At 49.7% G+C, this 17,566-nt stretch carries 16 protein-coding genes; 5 read left to right on the forward strand and 11 right to left on the reverse strand.

Annotated elements, in window-relative coordinates; translation table 11 throughout:
• Positions 1–366: 366 nt before the first annotated feature.
• The gene (locus tag ACTG33_RS11260) at positions 367–705 is read left to right on the forward strand and encodes a hypothetical protein (protein ID WP_439135311.1); all 339 of its coding nucleotides are present in this window, start codon (positions 367–369) and stop codon (positions 703–705) included.
• Between the two features lie 132 nt (positions 706–837).
• On the opposite strand, the gene ACTG33_RS11265 is transcribed toward ACTG33_RS11260, so the two are convergent.
• From ACTG33_RS11265 to ACTG33_RS11285, 5 genes are all read right to left on the reverse strand, one after another.
• On the reverse strand, positions 838–2,286 hold the full coding sequence (locus tag ACTG33_RS11265; protein WP_439135312.1) for a DUF1254 domain-containing protein: 1,449 nt from the start codon (positions 2,284–2,286) through the stop codon (positions 838–840).
• Between the two features lie 704 nt (positions 2,287–2,990).
• Positions 2,991–3,404 carry an SRPBCC family protein gene (locus tag ACTG33_RS11270; protein ID WP_439135313.1) on the reverse strand — a complete coding sequence of 138 codons (414 nt, stop codon included), beginning with the start codon at positions 3,402–3,404 and terminating at the stop codon, positions 2,991–2,993.
• Positions 3,405–3,630: 226 nt separating this feature from the next.
• A complete protein-coding gene (locus ACTG33_RS11275; RefSeq protein ID WP_439135314.1) occupies positions 3,631–4,257 on the reverse strand; it encodes a DUF998 domain-containing protein in 627 nt (208 codons plus the stop codon).
• Between the two features lie 99 nt (positions 4,258–4,356).
• Positions 4,357–4,710, reverse strand: coding sequence for a hypothetical protein (locus ACTG33_RS11280; protein WP_439135315.1), 354 nt, complete (start codon positions 4,708–4,710; stop codon positions 4,357–4,359).
• Between the two features lie 129 nt (positions 4,711–4,839).
• Positions 4,840–5,193, reverse strand: coding sequence for a glyoxalase superfamily protein (locus ACTG33_RS11285; RefSeq protein ID WP_439135316.1), 354 nt, complete (start codon positions 5,191–5,193; stop codon positions 4,840–4,842).
• 361 nt (positions 5,194–5,554) lie between these two features.
• Between ACTG33_RS11285 and ACTG33_RS11290 the strand changes: the two genes are divergently transcribed.
• Both ACTG33_RS11290 and ACTG33_RS11295 read left to right on the forward strand, forming a co-directional pair.
• Positions 5,555–6,961 (forward strand): bifunctional enoyl-CoA hydratase/phosphate acetyltransferase, encoded by a 1,407-nt coding sequence (locus ACTG33_RS11290; protein WP_439135317.1) that lies wholly within the window; start codon positions 5,555–5,557, stop codon positions 6,959–6,961.
• Positions 6,958–8,136 (forward strand): acetate/propionate family kinase, encoded by a 1,179-nt coding sequence (locus tag ACTG33_RS11295; RefSeq protein WP_439135318.1) that lies wholly within the window; start codon positions 6,958–6,960, stop codon positions 8,134–8,136. Before ACTG33_RS11290 ends, ACTG33_RS11295 begins: the two co-directional genes overlap by 4 nt.
• A 17-nt stretch (positions 8,137–8,153) precedes the next feature.
• On the opposite strand, the gene ACTG33_RS11300 is transcribed toward ACTG33_RS11295, so the two are convergent.
• Positions 8,154–9,116, reverse strand: coding sequence for a DHH family phosphoesterase (locus tag ACTG33_RS11300; RefSeq protein WP_439135319.1), 963 nt, complete (start codon positions 9,114–9,116; stop codon positions 8,154–8,156).
• Between the two features lie 264 nt (positions 9,117–9,380).
• Between ACTG33_RS11300 and ACTG33_RS11305 the strand changes: the two genes are divergently transcribed.
• Positions 9,381–10,367 carry a L,D-transpeptidase family protein gene (locus ACTG33_RS11305; protein ID WP_439135320.1) on the forward strand — a complete coding sequence of 329 codons (987 nt, stop codon included), beginning with the start codon at positions 9,381–9,383 and terminating at the stop codon, positions 10,365–10,367.
• 158 nt (positions 10,368–10,525) lie between these two features.
• On the opposite strand, the gene ACTG33_RS11310 is transcribed toward ACTG33_RS11305, so the two are convergent.
• From ACTG33_RS11310 to ACTG33_RS11330, 5 genes are all read right to left on the reverse strand, one after another.
• Positions 10,526–10,780 carry an alanine-zipper protein gene (locus ACTG33_RS11310; protein WP_439135321.1) on the reverse strand — a complete coding sequence of 85 codons (255 nt, stop codon included), beginning with the start codon at positions 10,778–10,780 and terminating at the stop codon, positions 10,526–10,528.
• Positions 10,781–11,109: 329 nt separating this feature from the next.
• On the reverse strand, positions 11,110–11,790 hold the full coding sequence (locus tag ACTG33_RS11315; protein ID WP_439135322.1) for a L,D-transpeptidase family protein: 681 nt from the start codon (positions 11,788–11,790) through the stop codon (positions 11,110–11,112).
• A 304-nt stretch (positions 11,791–12,094) separates the two neighbouring features.
• Entirely contained in the window at positions 12,095–12,886 is a 792-nt protein-coding gene (locus ACTG33_RS11320; RefSeq protein WP_439135323.1) for an enoyl-CoA hydratase/isomerase family protein, read from the reverse strand.
• 351 nt (positions 12,887–13,237) lie between these two features.
• Positions 13,238–14,476: a lytic murein transglycosylase gene (locus ACTG33_RS11325; RefSeq protein ID WP_439135324.1), complete on the reverse strand. Its 1,239-nt coding sequence runs from the start codon at positions 14,474–14,476 to the stop codon at positions 13,238–13,240.
• Between the two features lie 254 nt (positions 14,477–14,730).
• Positions 14,731–17,220 carry a glycoside hydrolase family 3 C-terminal domain-containing protein gene (locus tag ACTG33_RS11330; protein ID WP_439135325.1) on the reverse strand — a complete coding sequence of 830 codons (2,490 nt, stop codon included), beginning with the start codon at positions 17,218–17,220 and terminating at the stop codon, positions 14,731–14,733.
• A gap of 149 nt (positions 17,221–17,369) precedes the next feature.
• Between ACTG33_RS11330 and ACTG33_RS11335 the strand changes: the two genes are divergently transcribed.
• A partial coding sequence (locus ACTG33_RS11335; RefSeq protein ID WP_439135326.1) for a hypothetical protein occupies positions 17,370–17,566 on the forward strand: 197 nt, incomplete at its 3' end.

Here is a 17,566-nt window from a genome sequence, read left to right on the forward strand (position 1 = left end):
TGGCGCTGGAAGGCCTGGAATCCTACGATCCTCCCCATAACGGTGATTTACGTAAGGTCGAGTCTCTTGATGCTGAGTTTGTCTACGTTAAATCTATTCAGGGATGGGTGGAGCTGGCGGTTTAAACGGAGACCGTCAGCATTGAAATCTATAAGGATCACCTCAAGCGTCAACACGCCTGAGCCTACTCGTCACCCTTAGCCAAGTTCGTCACATATTGGCAACAATTGAGTTCTACTCCTATATTGGATAGACCCTTTACGGGACAGGATCACCATCAAGACTGGCGATCCCCTACATTTTAAGGAGAAATCTATGAACTTAAGGCGGGTCTTTTTAGCTTTCACCCTGATATCAGGGTTTGTGATGAGTCAGTTCGCAATGGCTGACAGCACTTCCAACAAATGGCGTGTGGAATTCGATGGTTCTGCGGATTCTGACGGCGTCATCACCCTGCGCCTTTCCCCCAAAGGTGGGATGCCGTTTGATGTCACAACCACGATCACCGACGGCACCAGTGAAAACAAGGTTGCCAAAACTGTGGTCGAATCATTGAAAAGCCAACTGCCAAAAGACGGGTATTCCGTCGAGCGTGACGATTGGGAAGATGTGTTGATTAAGAAAAAATCAGGTGCAGCGGATTTCGGCCTGGAAGTGGTTTCGAATACGGTCAAGAACGTGGATATTGATCTTGATAAAGAATAACGGCTTCCGCTAGGAAGTCAGGCATTCTTATAGCTGAGTTTATTTTTAACGCAAGTATGGGTTTGTCTCTAATGTAAAAAAGCCCCCGTCGGGATAATCCGGCGGGGGCTTTTTATTAAGGAAGCCTGCTGCTTATTTTACCAGCTCAATATCGCCCGGCCTCCAGGTCTTGTTAAACCATGCCTCGGTGGGGCTATATAAACGTAAGAGAGAGAACCACCCCTTGCCAGGAATCGTCTGAGTCCAGTTCGCTTCTTTGCCTGCAGGGGCTTTCGGCCCGAAATAGAGATCGATGGAGCCATCTTTGTTGGCGATCAGCTTATCACGCTGACTTTGCTTGCTAGGGAAGGTTTGATCAGTCTGAAGCTCTGATCGGGTTTGGGGGTCATAGACAACCACCGACCAGAATTTCAGGGCTGGCGCATCTTTGGGGATGTTCAGCTTATACGTCTTACTGCCATCCAGATGATTACCGTCGGAGTCGAGATAACCCCAGGCATATTGTGAGCCAGCACCAACGATTTCCATTGCCATCGCTGGCGTGTTCACTGTTGCCAAGTAGTAGAAGTGGGTTCGTGCATCCAGATTGCGTCCCCCCATACCTTCATCTTTGAGGAATTGATAGTTGTTGCCAACGTACCCTTTCTTCCAGTAGCTGCCTTTATAGAGGAACTCTTCCTGATTGCGCTCATCCCAAAGTAGAGAGCGTGCGGTTGCATTGGCTACCGCCACCGATTCGGTGAGGATCTTCTTCATACGAGTATTCGGTGCAAACGGCCTACCCTTTTGGATACCGATGGAAGCAAACAATCCGCGCAACTCGGGGTCAAGCATCTCGATGGGTTCGCGTTCAATCACGGTGTGAAGCTCTTCGTAAAATTCGTAATCGTTAGCGTGAACCGTGTTAAACGCTTTGCCGGAGGCACTGATAAACTCCATCTTCGGTGGATTGTCTTTTCTGGAAAGGGGATAAATTTTCAGGCCCTCGCGCCACATCTTCGCTGCTGTATCCGGTTTGCCGTCAATAAGGAAACCTCGCAAGGCGAGCCAGTTAACATAGCTTGTGGATTTGGCAACAAAGTATGTTTCGCCGTCGATGACTTGTGATTTGCCACCGATGGGGCCTTCGAGATCGCCCTTGTAGTCAGGTGGTAAGATCAGATACATGCCGCCCTTACCTTTATCTGGGCCCGGCGCGCCCATGTCGACGACAAAGCGGAAGTAGGCGTCATTAACAGTTCCCGGGCCGGCGCCGGCTGGAATCTCAACCACGGTAGGGCCATCTTTTTTAAGATCGAGAAAAGGAATTGCGTACACCGTGCTGGTGTTGCCCGTAAGGAACAGTGGCGTGCTGTCTAACAACTTGTCGAAGTACACAACTTGATGCGAATTGGTTGCGCCAAGGGATGCCGACCCCAGCCGCAATCCTTCAACAGAGGCGGCAGGTATCCCATTCAGAAAAGCCTCCACACCACGCAGGAAATCGAGGTTATCGTAGACTAACGCTGAAGTCTCTTTGGTAGGAATACCGTCGAAGAATTTCAGCGTGCCGATTCGGGTTTCTACCGTGTCCGGTGTCATGATTGCCTCCGGGATCTTGGTATTAAACCCCGGTGTGGGTTCTTCGGCTAAAGACGAGTTGGCTGTTACGATAAGTGCTAATGAACCCAAGATCGTACTAATTCGATGTCTAGCTATAGTAGATTTCACGATGCGTTTTCCTTTAGAGACCCTTCGGGCCGGAACGAGCTTGATGTAATTATTAGTGGTTTACCCAATGGGTTCACCCGGATCAGGATCTTCGAATCGTGGAAGCCCAAAATACTGGGGAGGGGGGAGTCCATGTCATTATTAGCGGCCTAATTCCGTTACTCCAATATTAGTACCCAATTACCATTTAGTAGAGAAAATAACGGCCCCACGACGGAGATATCTAGCTCTTAACTCGTCAAACTATATCGACATGAACCAATACAACGAAAAACGCGACAACCTGCCTTAGATTCATACAAATAATTAGGACACTTGTAGGGGAAATGTATACCTCAGCCCCTAAAAAAACCATCCATGATGAAGGAATAGCCAGGCATTAGTGGTGGCATTGACGACCAGGCAATTGAAGGTCGACTTTTGACGCTGTTAGATTTATTGAGGGCTGAGTTAATTACGGTCTGGGTTTATGAATGGTTGGTGTAGGTGAGATTTAGCTTGAAAGTCCCCGGCGGAAAAGTCCGACGGGGCTTTTGTTGGGTAGGTATTCGTATCGTTAAATACACTTCTTGGCTTTAACTGCCCTTGCTCTCAACGTACTTCTTGAAGTTACTGAGAATACTGAGCCAACCTTGTTTTTGCTGCTCTGCAGAGTTCTCATCTTCGGCTTCAAAGGTTTCGATGACCTTAACAGCGTTTTGTGTTTCCAGAAATTGCACCTCAACATTACGATCATCTCCAAGCGTATAGAGAATTGATCTGCAATGATTTATTTCTGTGAACTCACCTTCAAAATCAAAACCCATTGATCCGTCTTTGGCTTCCATTCGGTAGTTAAATCTACCGCCCACCTCAAGATTCAACTCTGCTCTTGGGCAACACCACTCATCAAGAGCAAAGTTCCAACAGGTAATGTCTTCAGGCGTCACCCAGGCATCCCAAACCGTGTTCAGAGGCGCATCCACTTCAATTTCGATTGAAATCTTCATATTCACTCCCAGTAAAGTTTCTAAAGAAAGCAATAAATCTCTCAGATTATTGCCTCAACAACCAGTCGAATAGGGCGGCTTAAAATCGACAACGTTGCAAGATAATCCAGAAAAATCTAAATCGACCGACTATATCTATTCGGTCACTGTGTATACAGATAAACGGCTGCCAAATTAGCGTATAAGCAGCCCACAGGAGGCGAGTTTTCCCCGAAACGTTTTAAACTTACGCTTTTAGCCGAAGTAAAACTATGGAAAATACGAGAACCCATAAAGCTTGAGAGCCATAGCTTACTCGCTGATATAGACCAAAAGCCTCTCCTGATTCTACTGCACCGGCCATAAGAGGTAATAGCGCTATAGAAAAAATTGAACATACCAGAGAAAACCAACCAAACCATCTAACCCCCAAACAGCGAGCAGATATAAATACCCACATTAAACTTGATAATAAGAGGCTGACAAATAGTATTAAACCAGAAATATTATGTATGTTTTGTTCTGTTGATGGTGACTCTAGAGCACAACCTACATCACATGAAAAAAAACCTGCCGCAAAACTACTTAACCCATGTATAACAACCAAAACACCTGAAGCACGAGCCAACCTTGAAGTAGAGAAAGTTTTGATGATGCCAAAACCAAAAATAATAAATAATACGCCCAATGGATAGTTATTAATAACCGGAGAAAGTATATGGGTCGGTGATCCTTTGGCTCCAAGCTCGCTCATTGCTTGATTGTAGTGACTGTATTCAGGGTAAAAGCTTCCCGAAATTATTACGCCAAGAAGCAGCCAAATTGGAGCCAATATTCCCGAGAAATAATACCAACGATTTACACTTTCACTCATAACGACGACTCCTTGTGACAGCCAGATCGGAAAAAGGGGAAACCAGATATAGTCTAGTCCGTCCTAGACTGCCTTTTTCAGCGGGCGAAATGTGTATGATTAATGCAATCCTACACCTATTACTCTAATCGCTGAGTCTATGACAGCTAAATGAAGAGACCCCATAAACTCGCCATTAACGGCTGTACTTCCAAACCTCCAAACCACAACAACCTCATTTTCTCTTCGAAGGATAGAAAGAAACTGCTTTTCTTTTTGTATCGATACTAAAACTGGGTTATTTTCCCACTGATTCAGAATATCTTTTTTATGTTCAGGATCAGATCGATCATCCTCAGTAAAAAATTGGGAATAACTAACCCAATCTTTCGCTCTACAGCCTTCGACGATTTCATCCCACATAGATTCTGCTATTTTAAGAATTTCAGAATCGGATTTTTCTTCTATTTTCATATTATTCACTTCCCTGTTTTATTGACAGATGTTTGACATACATATCACACCTTATAAAAGAGTCGCTCCGACAGATGCATTCATACGAGTGCAATGTAGCGATTTTTGAGGGTTTTGTTATGTATTATCTCACTCAGAAAACAGTATCTTGTTTGAAAATGGATCAATGACCGTAAAACAACGGCCACCCCATGGAGCCTGATCAATTGAGGGTTTGCAGTATCGGTAAGGCCGTGAAGCTATTTCTTGGAACAACGTATCAAGATCACTCACCTTTACAAAGTTTTTACTGCCGGGAGAACAATCACCAGAGTGCTCACTGAGATGAAAAACAAGACCACCCTTTGATACCTGCATGTATATAGGGTAATTGGTTTCAAATCGGTGCTCCCAATCTAAGCTCATGCCTAAAAAGTCCAAATAGAATTCTTTGGCTTTATCTTCATCGAAGATTCTAATGATGGGTATAGTTTGAAAATTCATACTCGATACTCGATTTACGCATAAGAGCTTAATCAGCGGCCTAATGTCGTGAATCGAAACTAAGCAACTGATCTTAATGTAGAAGAGATAAAGACGACTTTTAGGCGGAAAACATCCCTATATCTCAAATTTTTAAACACCATCTACATTAACTATTTCCCATGAGAAATGCGATATTCTTCCGAAGATCCATATAAAAATCAGTATTTTCGATCAGCTCTAGTTTTCGCATCGCTGAACAGTAATAGCAGATGACTTGATGAATAGTCTATGCTGCTTATGAGACTTTCCCGGGGTGGCGGTTGATATACATCCCAGGGCAGTCAGGGATTAACCGTTAACCATCAGCGACAGGATTGCCATGAGCCTTGAAAACACCACCTACGATGAGCTGGAACCCGGCGCGTCGTTTGAACACCGCCGCGTCTGTACCCTTGATGATCTCTATGTGTTTGCCTCAGTCTCTGGCAATCACAACCCCATGCACTTGCCCGATAACGAGGGCGGAGATGATGACGACAATCAGCGCCCGGTCGCCTCAGGCATCTGGTGCAGCTCGCTGATTTCGGCGGTTCTGGGTAATTATCTGCCAGGCCCCGGCACGCTCTACCACAAGCAAAACCTGCAATTTGACGGTCGGGTCCACGCGGGTGACGAGGTAATCACCCGTGTGACCGTGAAAGAGAAACACCCGGATGGCACCGTCACACTGAGCACTGAAGTCCGTCAGTTGGAAACAGGCAACCGTATAGTTCATGGCGAAGCGGTGGTCATTGCTCCAACGGAGAAAATCTTCTACGACGACGGCAATCTGCCTGGGTTAGTCGTTCAGCGACATCGACATTTCAGTGCGCTCATCCGTCAGGCGGAGCCGCTGCCGCCCTTGTTAACCGCGGTTATCTGCCCTGAAGAAACCCAGTCTCTCGGTGGTGCCATCATGGCGGCCCATCACAACATCATCACCCCCATTCTGGTGGGTAACCGAGAGAAGATTCTGCAGGCGGCGGAAGAGCTGGCCGAAGACATTTCCGGCTTTGAACTGGTGGATGTGGATTCTGAAGACGCGGCTGCTAACGCCGGTGTGGATCTGGTGACCGCAGGCAGAGCCAAAGCGCTGATGAAAGGGCATCTGCATACGGATCATCTGTTGCGAGCTGCTCTGCGCAAAACCGGCGGACTGCGTCGCGGGCGTCGCTTTACTCACGTGTTTGTCATGGACGTGCCCGGCGTCGACAATCCATTGCTGGTCACCGATGCCGCCATCAATATCTCACCGGATCTGATGACGAAAGTGGACATCGTACAAAACGCCATCGATCTCGCCATCTCTATTGGTATCGAGTGCCCCAAAGTCGGCGTGCTGAGCGCGGTGGAATTGATCAATCCCGCCATTGCCTCATCGGTAGATGCCGCCTTGCTCTCCAAAATGGCCGAGCGCGGTCAGATCACAGGCGGCTTGGTCGATGGACCTCTGGCCATGGATAACGCAGTGGATCCGGGAGCCGCCGGAACCAAGGGCATTAAATCCATGGTGGCAGGGCACGCGGAAGTGCTGGTCGTGCCCGATCTGGACGCAGGCAATATGCTGGTGAAACAGCTGACGTTTATGGCCGGCGCCGAAGCCGCCGGGGTCGTGCTGGGTGCCGCCGTGCCGATTATCCTCACGTCGCGGGCGGATGATGCTATGTCACGTCTGGCCTCCTGTGCGGTGGCCGCAATTCATCATACCCGCATGGCGGGGGACGATCCGAAGGGCGCTGAAGCATGAGCGAACGTATTCTGACCCTCAACGCCGGCTCGTCTTCGGTGAAGTTTGCGCTTTACAGTCATGCCACCGAACCGGCGCTGATTGCGTCTGGCCAGGTGCAGAAACTGAACGATCAGGCGGGAGTATCCGCAACGCTTGCCGACGGGCAATCTCTTGTGGATCAGCGTCTGGCATTGGACACTCAACCTTTTCATCAGTGCGCTTTTAACACCATCTTCGAACAGATCGGGCAGCATTTACCAGAAGCAGAGGTCGTGGCGGTAGGGCATCGTGTAGTTCATGGGGGGCTGGAGTACGCTGCACCCACGGTGATTGATGAGAAGGTGTTGTCGGATCTGGACAGCCTGACGCCGTTTGCGCCCCTACACGAACCCCATAACATCGAGGGGATCCATGCGGCTCTCGCGGCCTTCCCCGGCACGCTTCAGGTTGCCTGCTTTGATACGGCTTTTCATCGACAACAATCGTACGTTAATGATGTGTTTGCCGTGCCGCGTCGATACTACGAGCAAGGGGTGCGCCGTTACGGTTTTCACGGTTTGAGTTACGACTACATCGCCAGCGAACTGGCTCGCCAATTACCGGACGTGGCCGGGGGACGTGTTGTGGTGGCGCATCTGGGCAGCGGCGCGTCCATGTGTGGCATGCGCAAAGGCGTATCGGTATCCACCACCATGGGCTTCAGTGCGCTGGACGGTTTACCCATGGGCACCCGCTGCGGTGAAATCGACCCCGGTGTGATTCTGTACATGCTTGACCATGAAGGTCTGTCTGCCGCCGAGATTTCGGACCTGCTCTATAAAGAATCTGGCTTGCTGGGAATTTCCGGAATATCCAGCGATATGCGAACACTGGAGTCGTCAGACAGCCTCGAAGCAAAGCAAGCCATCGACTACTTTGTGTATCGGGTTCGACGAGAATTGGGCGGGCTGACTGTCTCACTGGACGGATTGGACGCACTGGTATTTACCGGCGGTATCGGTGAGCACTCAGCGGGCATCAGAGAGAAGATCTGCGCCGGACTCGACTGGTTCGACCTGATGATTGATAGCGAGAAAAACGCCCGCAACGCATTCGATATCAGTGCGACAAACAGTCAGGTGAAGGTGTTGGTGATACCCACTAACGAGGAACTGGTCATCGCGCGAGCGGTGACCGAGTTGCAACGTCAATAACTCAAAGTCCCATTTTCTCAGGAGTAAGCCAGTTCCAGCTTGTCCACAAACGTCTGAAATTCCGCAGCGGGCAGATCGTTGATGCCTGCTGCCGCGGCACGTCCGCCTCCGGTGGCAAACTGACGGCACAAGTCCACGGCGCCGGTTTTGTTGTTGAGCGGTGCCCGCACACTGACCAGATAGTTGCCGTTTTCTTTTTCCGTCAGTACCGCGTGGGCGCGATCCGGGAACTGATTCGCCAGATCATTACCAAACACGCCGCTTACCCGACGAGCCCACTTTTCATTTGGCAGGATGAAGACCGCGCTGTTGTCGGTAGAAACTTCTGGCTGGCTGCTCTGAGCCAGATTCATATCCGTCTGGTAACCGGTTTCCAACTTCTTAAAGTCGGCATTGCCATCCTTGATAAAGTCCAACGGATTCTTGTACTGAGACAGCGTCTTAAACAACTTGGCGGGCTCAAAGTGAAGATCGCTGAGGTCTGAACCATAGCCGTTGTAGTTGATGTAAATACCCAGGTTCTCCAGCAACGATACGTCATCTTCAGACAGATCCAGTGAGTTGGCGAGAGCACCGGCACTCTTCTTCAGGTTATCACCGAAGGCACCCACCACCGCCCAGGCACAAAACGCACCTTTCAGATAGGTATTCATCAGAATGCTGGTACAGGTGTCCGACGCTTCATTAATGATGGTTTTGAGGTTGTCGTGCTGGGGAATATCACCGGGAAAGTGATGATCAATGTACAGAACTTCGGCGCCAGCTTCGAGTACGCGCTCCAAGTCGGTCCGGTTCTTGTCGAGAGAGACATCCAGCGTGGTGATCTGATCACCCGCTTTGGCGTCCACCTGCTTTAGCAAATCAATATCGCGCTTGACCCCAGTGATCAGGACAGAGTCTTTTGGCTCCTGATGTCTCAATTGCAAAAGTGCACAGATGCCATCCGCATCACCGTTAAATACATCGTACTGGGTCGTCATATCTGAACCTTTTAATCGATTTTGTAGATTGTATAAATGCTCACACACTATCCCAAAGTCCGTTTCCTGAAAATCAGGATATTAAGGAATTAAATATCGACAAAGACGATATGTCAGTGTCGGCCACTAACAGGGAAATGAGCACGTAAAGAGTCGATCTCCTTGAATCGTGAACCGAATCCGAGGTCGCTAAGCAGTTTGTGCTAAAATTTAGACCTATGCCGTAATCTTTTATCCAAGTTCCCTGCCAGGTCATTTCCAAATATGCGTATCTTCTCTTCCCTGCACCTGACGTTGAGTGTTTTCAGCTTCTGCCTGCGAACCCCGTTTTTATTACTTACCTTGATCTTGTGCACTTCAGCGGCTCACGCCATGACCTACCCGGTGCCTGCCGAAAGCGATCGGTTGGTCGGTGCGATACAAAGCATTGCAGCACGTGAAGAGGATACTTTGCTGGACATTGCGGTCGCTCACAAAGTCGGTCAGGACGAAATTGTCTTGGCCAACCCTCATGTCGATCGCTGGTTACCCGGCGACGGAACACCGGTCATCATTCCATCGAGCTTTATCCTGCCGGAGACACCCTACGAGGGCGTGGTGTTAAATTTGCCAGAAATGCGGTTGTACTATTACCCCAAGGTTCTCAAAGGGACCGCACAAGTCGTGCAAACATTCCCGGTGAGCATTGGCCGGAGAGAATGGTACACGCCGCAGGGCATCACCAAGGTGGTGAGCAAAGTCAAAAGCCCCGCCTGGTATCCGCCTGCTTCTATTCGCAAGGAACATGAGGAAAAGGGCGAGCCGCTACCGGCGATGGTGCCTGCCGGCCCTGACAATCCTCTGGGCGACTATGCGCTGATACTGGATATTCCGGGCTATCTGATTCACGGCACCAACAAGCCGTTTGGTATTGGTCTGCAAGTCTCCCATGGATGCATACGTATGTCCGCTGAAGATATCGAGCTGCTGTTTTCTCAGGTCGCATCTGGCACGGTAGTGAGGATGATTAATCAGCCCGTCAAAGTCGGCTGGCAAGGGGATACTCTGTATATGGAAGTTCACCCGGAGCTGGAAAGCACTCAGGACATCAAACACATGGATTTGGCCCGCCAGGCAAATAACGCCGTCGCCAAAGCACAGCACCATCGACAAACTCAGACAGGGCGCCAGATACGACTGGATAGAAAAGCCATAGAAGGAGCGATCCGCTCTCGCAGCGGCCTGCCGACAGCGATTGCCAAGCTGATGTAAGGCTAATGGAATAGTTTAAAAAGAATTAAAAAGAAAGGTCATTAGACAGACTGGGCGTTGAGACAAACCCTAAGTCAGATAAGAATGTAACGCGGGCGGGCGGACTGCACTAGACAGCCGCCGCCACTGGGGTTTCCCCCAAACTCGAACTGGTCGGTTTATTTGTACATAGACTTTTTGTACATGCGATCCAGTTTCTCGTTAGTGTCTTCCGCCGCTTGACGAGCTGCAGCCGCTTCATTCTTCGCTGCTGCGGCATCGCTGGCAGCGCGATTTGCGGTTTCAGTCGCCGCCTGGATATCCGCTTTCATACCATCAACTTCTTCCTTAGAGACCGAAGAAGCACAACCCGTCATCCCGGTTAAAGCGGTCAAGAACAATCCAGTGGTGGCAATTTTTAACAATGTATTCATGGTAGTGACTCCCTCTACGGAATTCATCAATGATTTAAAGTGGTTTTGCACCATCAGCATGACTTCTCAGTACTTATATGATCTCTACGTAAATGATCTCTACGTAAATGATCAGTACTTTGAGGTCAAAGTCGTGATTATCCCTATTAGACCGGAACGATTACCGCTCTAAAGCCTAAGAGGGGGACAATCTCATCGCAGAAGCGCGATGTTCGACTGATACTTCCTAGTGACTAAAGGAAGGATAGCAGGTCACGCCAAATACGCAGCCACAGGTGAAAAAAAAATGCTTTAAAGAGGGAGTTTTGCGCCACAAGGTGCTTAATCTGTTAACGAATACTGACTAATGTGCCAACTTCGATCATGCTCGCCAGCGACTCGATCTGTTCATTGGTGAGTGCAATACAGCCATCCGTCCAATTGAATAACCGATGCACTTTGGGATTACCCGCGCCAATACCGTGAATCCCGAAATAACCACCAAGGCCGGTGGTCTGTGGGGGTGGTAACTTTTTATGCCAGGCGTTATTCAGGGCTTCGTATTCTTCCTGACTGATTCGCCCATCAGACACAGCGGCATCTGCGTAGTCCATGGTGGGATAATCAAACCCCATAAACAGATGAAATTTGGAGCTGCCACGAATCGCGGTAATGGTGAAGTCGCCCAGCGGGGTCTTTTCATCGAGAGTGCGCTTGTCGCGACTGGCTCCAGTCCCATTGCTGCCAATGGCGATATTCTTCACCTCATACAAGACTTGATCGCCCTGCAGCAATCTCAAGGTTTGCTCCTGGGTATCCACCAGCAGTCTTTTTTGCAGCACTTTATATTTCTGGTGCTTGCCTTGCTGAATGTCTTGCTGAAGCGTGTCTTGAAAATAGCTGTCAGGCTCGCTTTCCAGCAATGCTAAACGACCATCCCCAGAGGTTGCAGCCCAAAGGCCGGGGGAAATAAAGAGCATGGCTAAGGCCCCAATGGCAAACCAGCCAGAGAGAGAGCGTAAATACATCATATTTGGGCAAACAACTTGAAGTTTATCGGTCTAATTTGCTGATAATCCTGCCATTAAAGCAGGACGGATGCACCACTCGAAAAACAGGAAAAGTTGAATCAGCCGCCGTTTGCCTTTCGTGCGTTATGGTTTTTTTTTATACAGCGGGAAGTTGGGACTAACCCGCAGGGTTAGCCCGAAAATAGCAAAAGGTTCGTTTCACCCAGCGCCCGGTTTATAGGCTGTTTTGGCCCGTAATCACCTAGCCTGGGATGGATCTCAGGCTGCATTCTCTAAATAGGATAAATTTCAGCCAGCTTTTGCATCATCTGCCATTGAATGTGGGTTTGCGCTTTTCAAAAAATGCACGGGTTCCCTCAACAAAATCTTCACTGCGAATCGCGGTATTCTGAAGCACCGCTTCTTTATCAAGGCAATAGTCCAGATCTTCGGAGGCGGCGGCGTGGAGCACTTCTTTCGCAAGCCTCAACGTCAAGGGTGCCTGTTCAGCAAGCTGGGAAGCCCACTTTTTGGCCTCTTCCTGTAATTGATCTGCTGGCACAACCCGATTCGTGATCCCCGCCTCAAGGCATTGCTCAGCCGTCAACCGCTGAGAAAAGGCAATCATTTCATACGCTTTTTTGGATCCCAGGGCAGTTTGCAGAAATTTGTGGGTTCCGCCATCGGGAATCAAGCTGATCGCCCCAAAGGCAGAATACAGAAACGCATCCTCTGCCATTACCATCAGATCACAAGCCATTGCCAGAGCACCGCCGATACCCGCTGCCGCACCATTCACCACACTGATCACCGGTTTGGGGGCATTGATGATCGATTTGATCATTGGATTGTATTCAGTTCGGAGCTTTTGTGTGACAAAGCCATCCTGGTCATCACCCGGTAACTTTTCTGTCAGATCCGCCCCCGCACAAAACCCTTTACCATTGCCTGCCAGCAAGATGACTTTCACTTCCTGATCTTCACCCGCCTGTTGCACTGCAGCTGTGATCTCCCAACGCAGCCCCTGATTCAGAGAGTTTCGCACTTCCGGCCGATTCAACGTAATGACCGCAAGAGGGCCTGTTCTCTCGTAGGTCAGAAATTGAAAATCCTTCATAGTGACTCCTGTAGTTATGTAGTTATTTAGTCGTAAGCAGTGCAATAACAGATAGGCAATCAGGCAATGCGTTTGGAAACAGCATCTTGCACCAGAATAAAATTCTGTCTGTACCAATTGGCCTGATGGCCGACTGCAGAGGATTTACTGTAGTTTGGAAGCAGAGGAGATTGATAATACTGAACTGAAGAGCCAGTTCGGAGGGATGGAGTTGGCTTTCTGGTCAACGCCAGTTCGCTAGTTGGTCAACGCAAGAGAGCCGATTGAACAAATTCCCTGCTCAATCGGTTCTCCGAAGTCTGTACTTTTAGTCGTGGCCTTAGGTTGTGCCTTTAGGATCTTAACCCTAAATCACTCTGACGGTTTCACGAGATCATCAAATAATTCCTGATCGGCGAATCCGTCGGCTTGTTGATTCTTGCTCTTCTGATAGTCACGAATCGCACTGGTTGTTTGTGGGCCGGGTTGTCCGTCAATCTTTCCGGGTTCGAAGCCTTCGCTGGTTAACGCAGTTTGAATCTGAACAATCTGATCGCTGGTTAAGGCAGAGACGTCAGGAAACGATTGCTGCAGGCGCCCGGCTCCGTTAATCCGATCCGCCAGCACCCCCACGGATAACGCATAAAACTGTGAGCGATTCCATTTCATAATGATGTCGAAGTTGTCGTACACCAAAAACTTTGGCCCATCAGCTCCGACAGGAACCAGCAACGCCGCTTCAACGTCAGCGTCGGGCAGAGGACTGCCATCATTCTGCGTCACACCCAGCTCCTGCCACGCCTGCAATGGCTGGGGATTTTGCGTACCAGACACTTCGTAGGGGAAATCTTCAGGCAACTGAACTTCGCGCCCCCATCGCAGTCCCGGTTTCCAACCCAGCTGCTGTAGAAAAAAGGCAGCTGACCTTAATGCGTCTTTTTCGCTACCCCACAAGTCAACCCGCTGATCATTATCGCCATCGACGCCGAACTTCAAATACACCGAAGGCAAAAACTGCGTTTGGCCAATCGCTCCCGCCCAGGAACCCTGCATGTCGGAGACGGAGAACTTATAACGATCCATTAACTCCAGTGCAGAAAACAACTCACTGGTAAAAAACTGACTGCGGCGTGTATCGCAAGACAAGGTGGCCAGCGTATCAAGAATGGCGATTTTACCAATGTGGCGCCCAAAGTTGCTTTCCATACCCCAAAAGGACACCAGATACTGCCCAGGGATACCGTATTCACGAGTCAACTCCGCCAAAAATTCACGGTGTTTGGCCAGCAAACTACGTCCTTTCTGGATGCGGTAGCTGTTCACCCGATTGTCGTAATACCCGGCGAACGTTTGCACGAACTCCGGTTGATTGCGATCGTATGTGATGGTTTTCTTCAGCGGTTTGACAGTGCCCAAGGCAGCCACCAGATTATCAGGCAGACCCTTTTCCCTGGCCTCTCCCTGTAAACGCTGGATGCATTGGGGAAACGTCTCTTCACCTGCAAGATTCTTTTCAACAGTATCGCTTTTTTCAGCTGCCAAGGCCTCGCTTGCAAACAACGCTACCCACATCGCCAACAGGGTACGAGCACACCACGCTTTCTTTATCACAAACAAGAACTCCAAGTCTGATTACATCAGTCTTTGATTCTACCTGAGCGGAGTAAGTTCCTCTAATGGGAGATGCAAATTTATGATCGTGTCCTCAGTGATACACACTGTGTCAATGTGACGTTCCATCTGGGACACGGGCCTCAAATCGGAGGGATCCGCTCTAAACAATCAATCAGACGACAACTCTTCGCGCAAACAGGATCGAGAGCGTTCAAATGATTAAGATCAGTAAAGTTTTACTTCTCAAACTTCTACTGTCTCAGCATGGTCAGTAATGCCTTTCCAAATCGGTGATTCAAACAGTGAATTAAAATATTCAGCATTTTAAAACTGAATTGACCGTTGCTGGCCAGGGCCATGGCGCGTAGAGGCATATTCTCCATGACTTGCTTCACCACGCGAACCAATGACTCGTCTGAGTGATCAATGTTGCTTTGTTCCAGCATTTTCTGCTCAAAGCCACTGGCGATCTTTCTCCCCAGCCGGGTTTGTTTCATGTCACTCAGGGTCGAGTTGATAGTGAAAGGTTGAGAGGGCTCGACAGCGGGGATAGGCCTTCTCAGCATGCGGGTAAAAATCTCATCAGGTATGTTCTTGGCGTCTGCAACCAAGGCCTGAAAAAAGTCGGTTTCCGGATCAGACTGCTTTGCCGTACTGTGCTGCGAAGCATCCTCAATCGTGACCACTTGAGACAGATGAATATCCCGACTGGAACTGCCTATCTCAACACGATAGTCTCCGGGGTTTTTCCGCCAGCGTTGGCTATCCACGTCATAGTAGTCAAAGGCGTGAGGGTCGAGTGTGATATCAACCGTAAGCTGCCATCCGGCTGCCACCTTAATCTTGGCGTAGCCCGCCAATTGCTGTTTGGGACGGTGCACATAAGACTGATCGCAGCTCACATACACCTGAACGATTTCTTCACCGTCGCGCTCACTTTCATTTTGTATGGTCACTTGGACACGTAAGGGTTCTTGTTGCGGGTCGCCTTGCAGTTCAAAATCCTGATATATGAAACTGCTGTAACTCAGGCCGAAGCCAAACGGAAATTGAACCGCTTTGTTGACTGTATTGAAATAACGGTAGCCCACGTACAAACCTTCACGATACTGCACCTGACGCTTATCACCCGGAAAATGTACGTCCGATAGCACATCACTTTGTTTGAGGGGAAAGGTTTCGGCCAGTTTTCCAGAAGGGTTGGCGGTACCCGTTAACAGGTCGGCGATAGCGCCACCAGACGCCTGGCCAGTGAGGTAAGCCTCTAACAGGGCGTCCACGTTATCGAGCCAATCCATTGCAACCGGCGCACCATTGCTCAGAACCACAACCGTCGGAGTGCCAGTAGCCGCCACCGCTTTAATCAAACGCTGATGTTGCTCCGGCAGCGACAGGCCAGTACGGTCGGACGCCTCAGCTTCGAATATCTCGGGCAGCCCGGCAAAAACCACAGCCACATCCGCGGCTTGAGCGACGGCAATCGCTTCATCGATCAAACCGTTGTCATCCGATGAAGACACCGGACAATAACCCGCCGCGAAACAAACGTCGGTCCCCGGATGCTGCTGAGCCCACAGAGTCAGTTCACCAAATGCGACCTCACAACGAGTGGATTTCACCTTCGAACTACCACTACCCTGAACGCGAGGTTGTTTCGCAAACTCACCGATAACTGCCAAACGTTGACCTGATCTCAGCGGCAACACCTGGTTGTTGTTTTTCAATAGAACGGCAGATCGACAGGCGGCACTGCGAGCCAGCTGATGATGAGCGTCAAAGTCGACCGGTGAGCTCAAAGCCGGGCGCTGCAGAGCTTGTAAATGCAGCCTGACGATACGAGTGGCAACTTGATCCAGAGTGTCAGTCGACAAATCACCTTGCTGAATGGCTTCTATTATTTGCTGATCGGTTTGACCGCCATTACCGGGCATTTCCAAGTCCATACCGGCGCGGATCGCATCGACCCGATGGTTGCATCCCATCCAGTCCGACATCACCAATCCCTGAAATCCCCAATCGTCGCGTAACACTTGGGTTAACAACCAGTGGTTATCGCTGCAATAGGCACCATTCAATCGATTGTAAGCCGACATCACCGTCCACGGCTGCGAGTGGTCAATAGCGATCTCAAAGCCTCGCAGGTAAATCTCTCGCAGACTGCGCTCATCCACCACCGCGTCCACAATCATGCGGTTGGTTTCCTGATTGTTCACAGCAAAATGCTTAAGACAGGAACCAACCCCCTGAGACTGCACGCCCCGGATCATGCCAGCAGCCAGCTGACCGGTGAGCAGAGGATCTTCGGAGAAATACTCAAAGTTGCGGCCGCACAAGGGATGGCGCTTGATGTTGATGCCGGGCCCCAGCAGGACAGCTACGTCTTCAGCCACGCACTCTTTACCGAGAGCCACTCCCACAGATTCCAACAGTGACACATCCCAGGAACTGGCCAGTGCCGAGGCCGTGGGGAAGCAGGTTGCTGGCACGCTGTCATTGAGACCCAAATGGTCACTATCTCCCCCTTGTTTACGCAATCCGTGAGGCCCGTCGGTGACCATAATGGCCTGCAAGCCAAATCGGGAGACGGCTTTCAACTGCCAGAAGTTCTCGCCGGAACAGACGCTGGCCTTTTCCTCCAGTGTCATCTGCGCCACCAGCTCTGTGGCTTTTGCGGTTAAAGGTTCTGATGTTTCGGAGAGGTTGTGTGTCTGTGTCCGCGTCTGAGTCTGTGCCTGAGCCATAGGGGAATCCGCTGTTTTCTCTAAATGCCATAAACGTTTTATTTCATAGACTTTAGGGAAGATGACACGCCTTGAGAATGGACAAAACACATAAAACATGGATGATTAGACTATCTTCAGATTCATAAGAGCCAATTAAACTCAATATTATGGATAATAACTCTGAAAAGGTTATTCATCAGGCCAAAGCGCTGTGGCGTTTACTGGCCGGAATCCCTCTGACGCAAGATCAGAAAACGGCTATCGGAAACTTTATCCCGCAAAGGGGGAGCTTGTCGTCGGTGGAGGGCATGCGCCTCTTACTGGAACGCCAACCACGAATGAAATCCCTCCGAAGACAGTGGGG

Origin of the sequence: Pseudomaricurvus sp. (assembly GCF_965662505.1) — a bacterium.
Classification (GTDB): domain Bacteria; phylum Pseudomonadota; class Gammaproteobacteria; order Pseudomonadales; family Cellvibrionaceae; genus Pseudomaricurvus.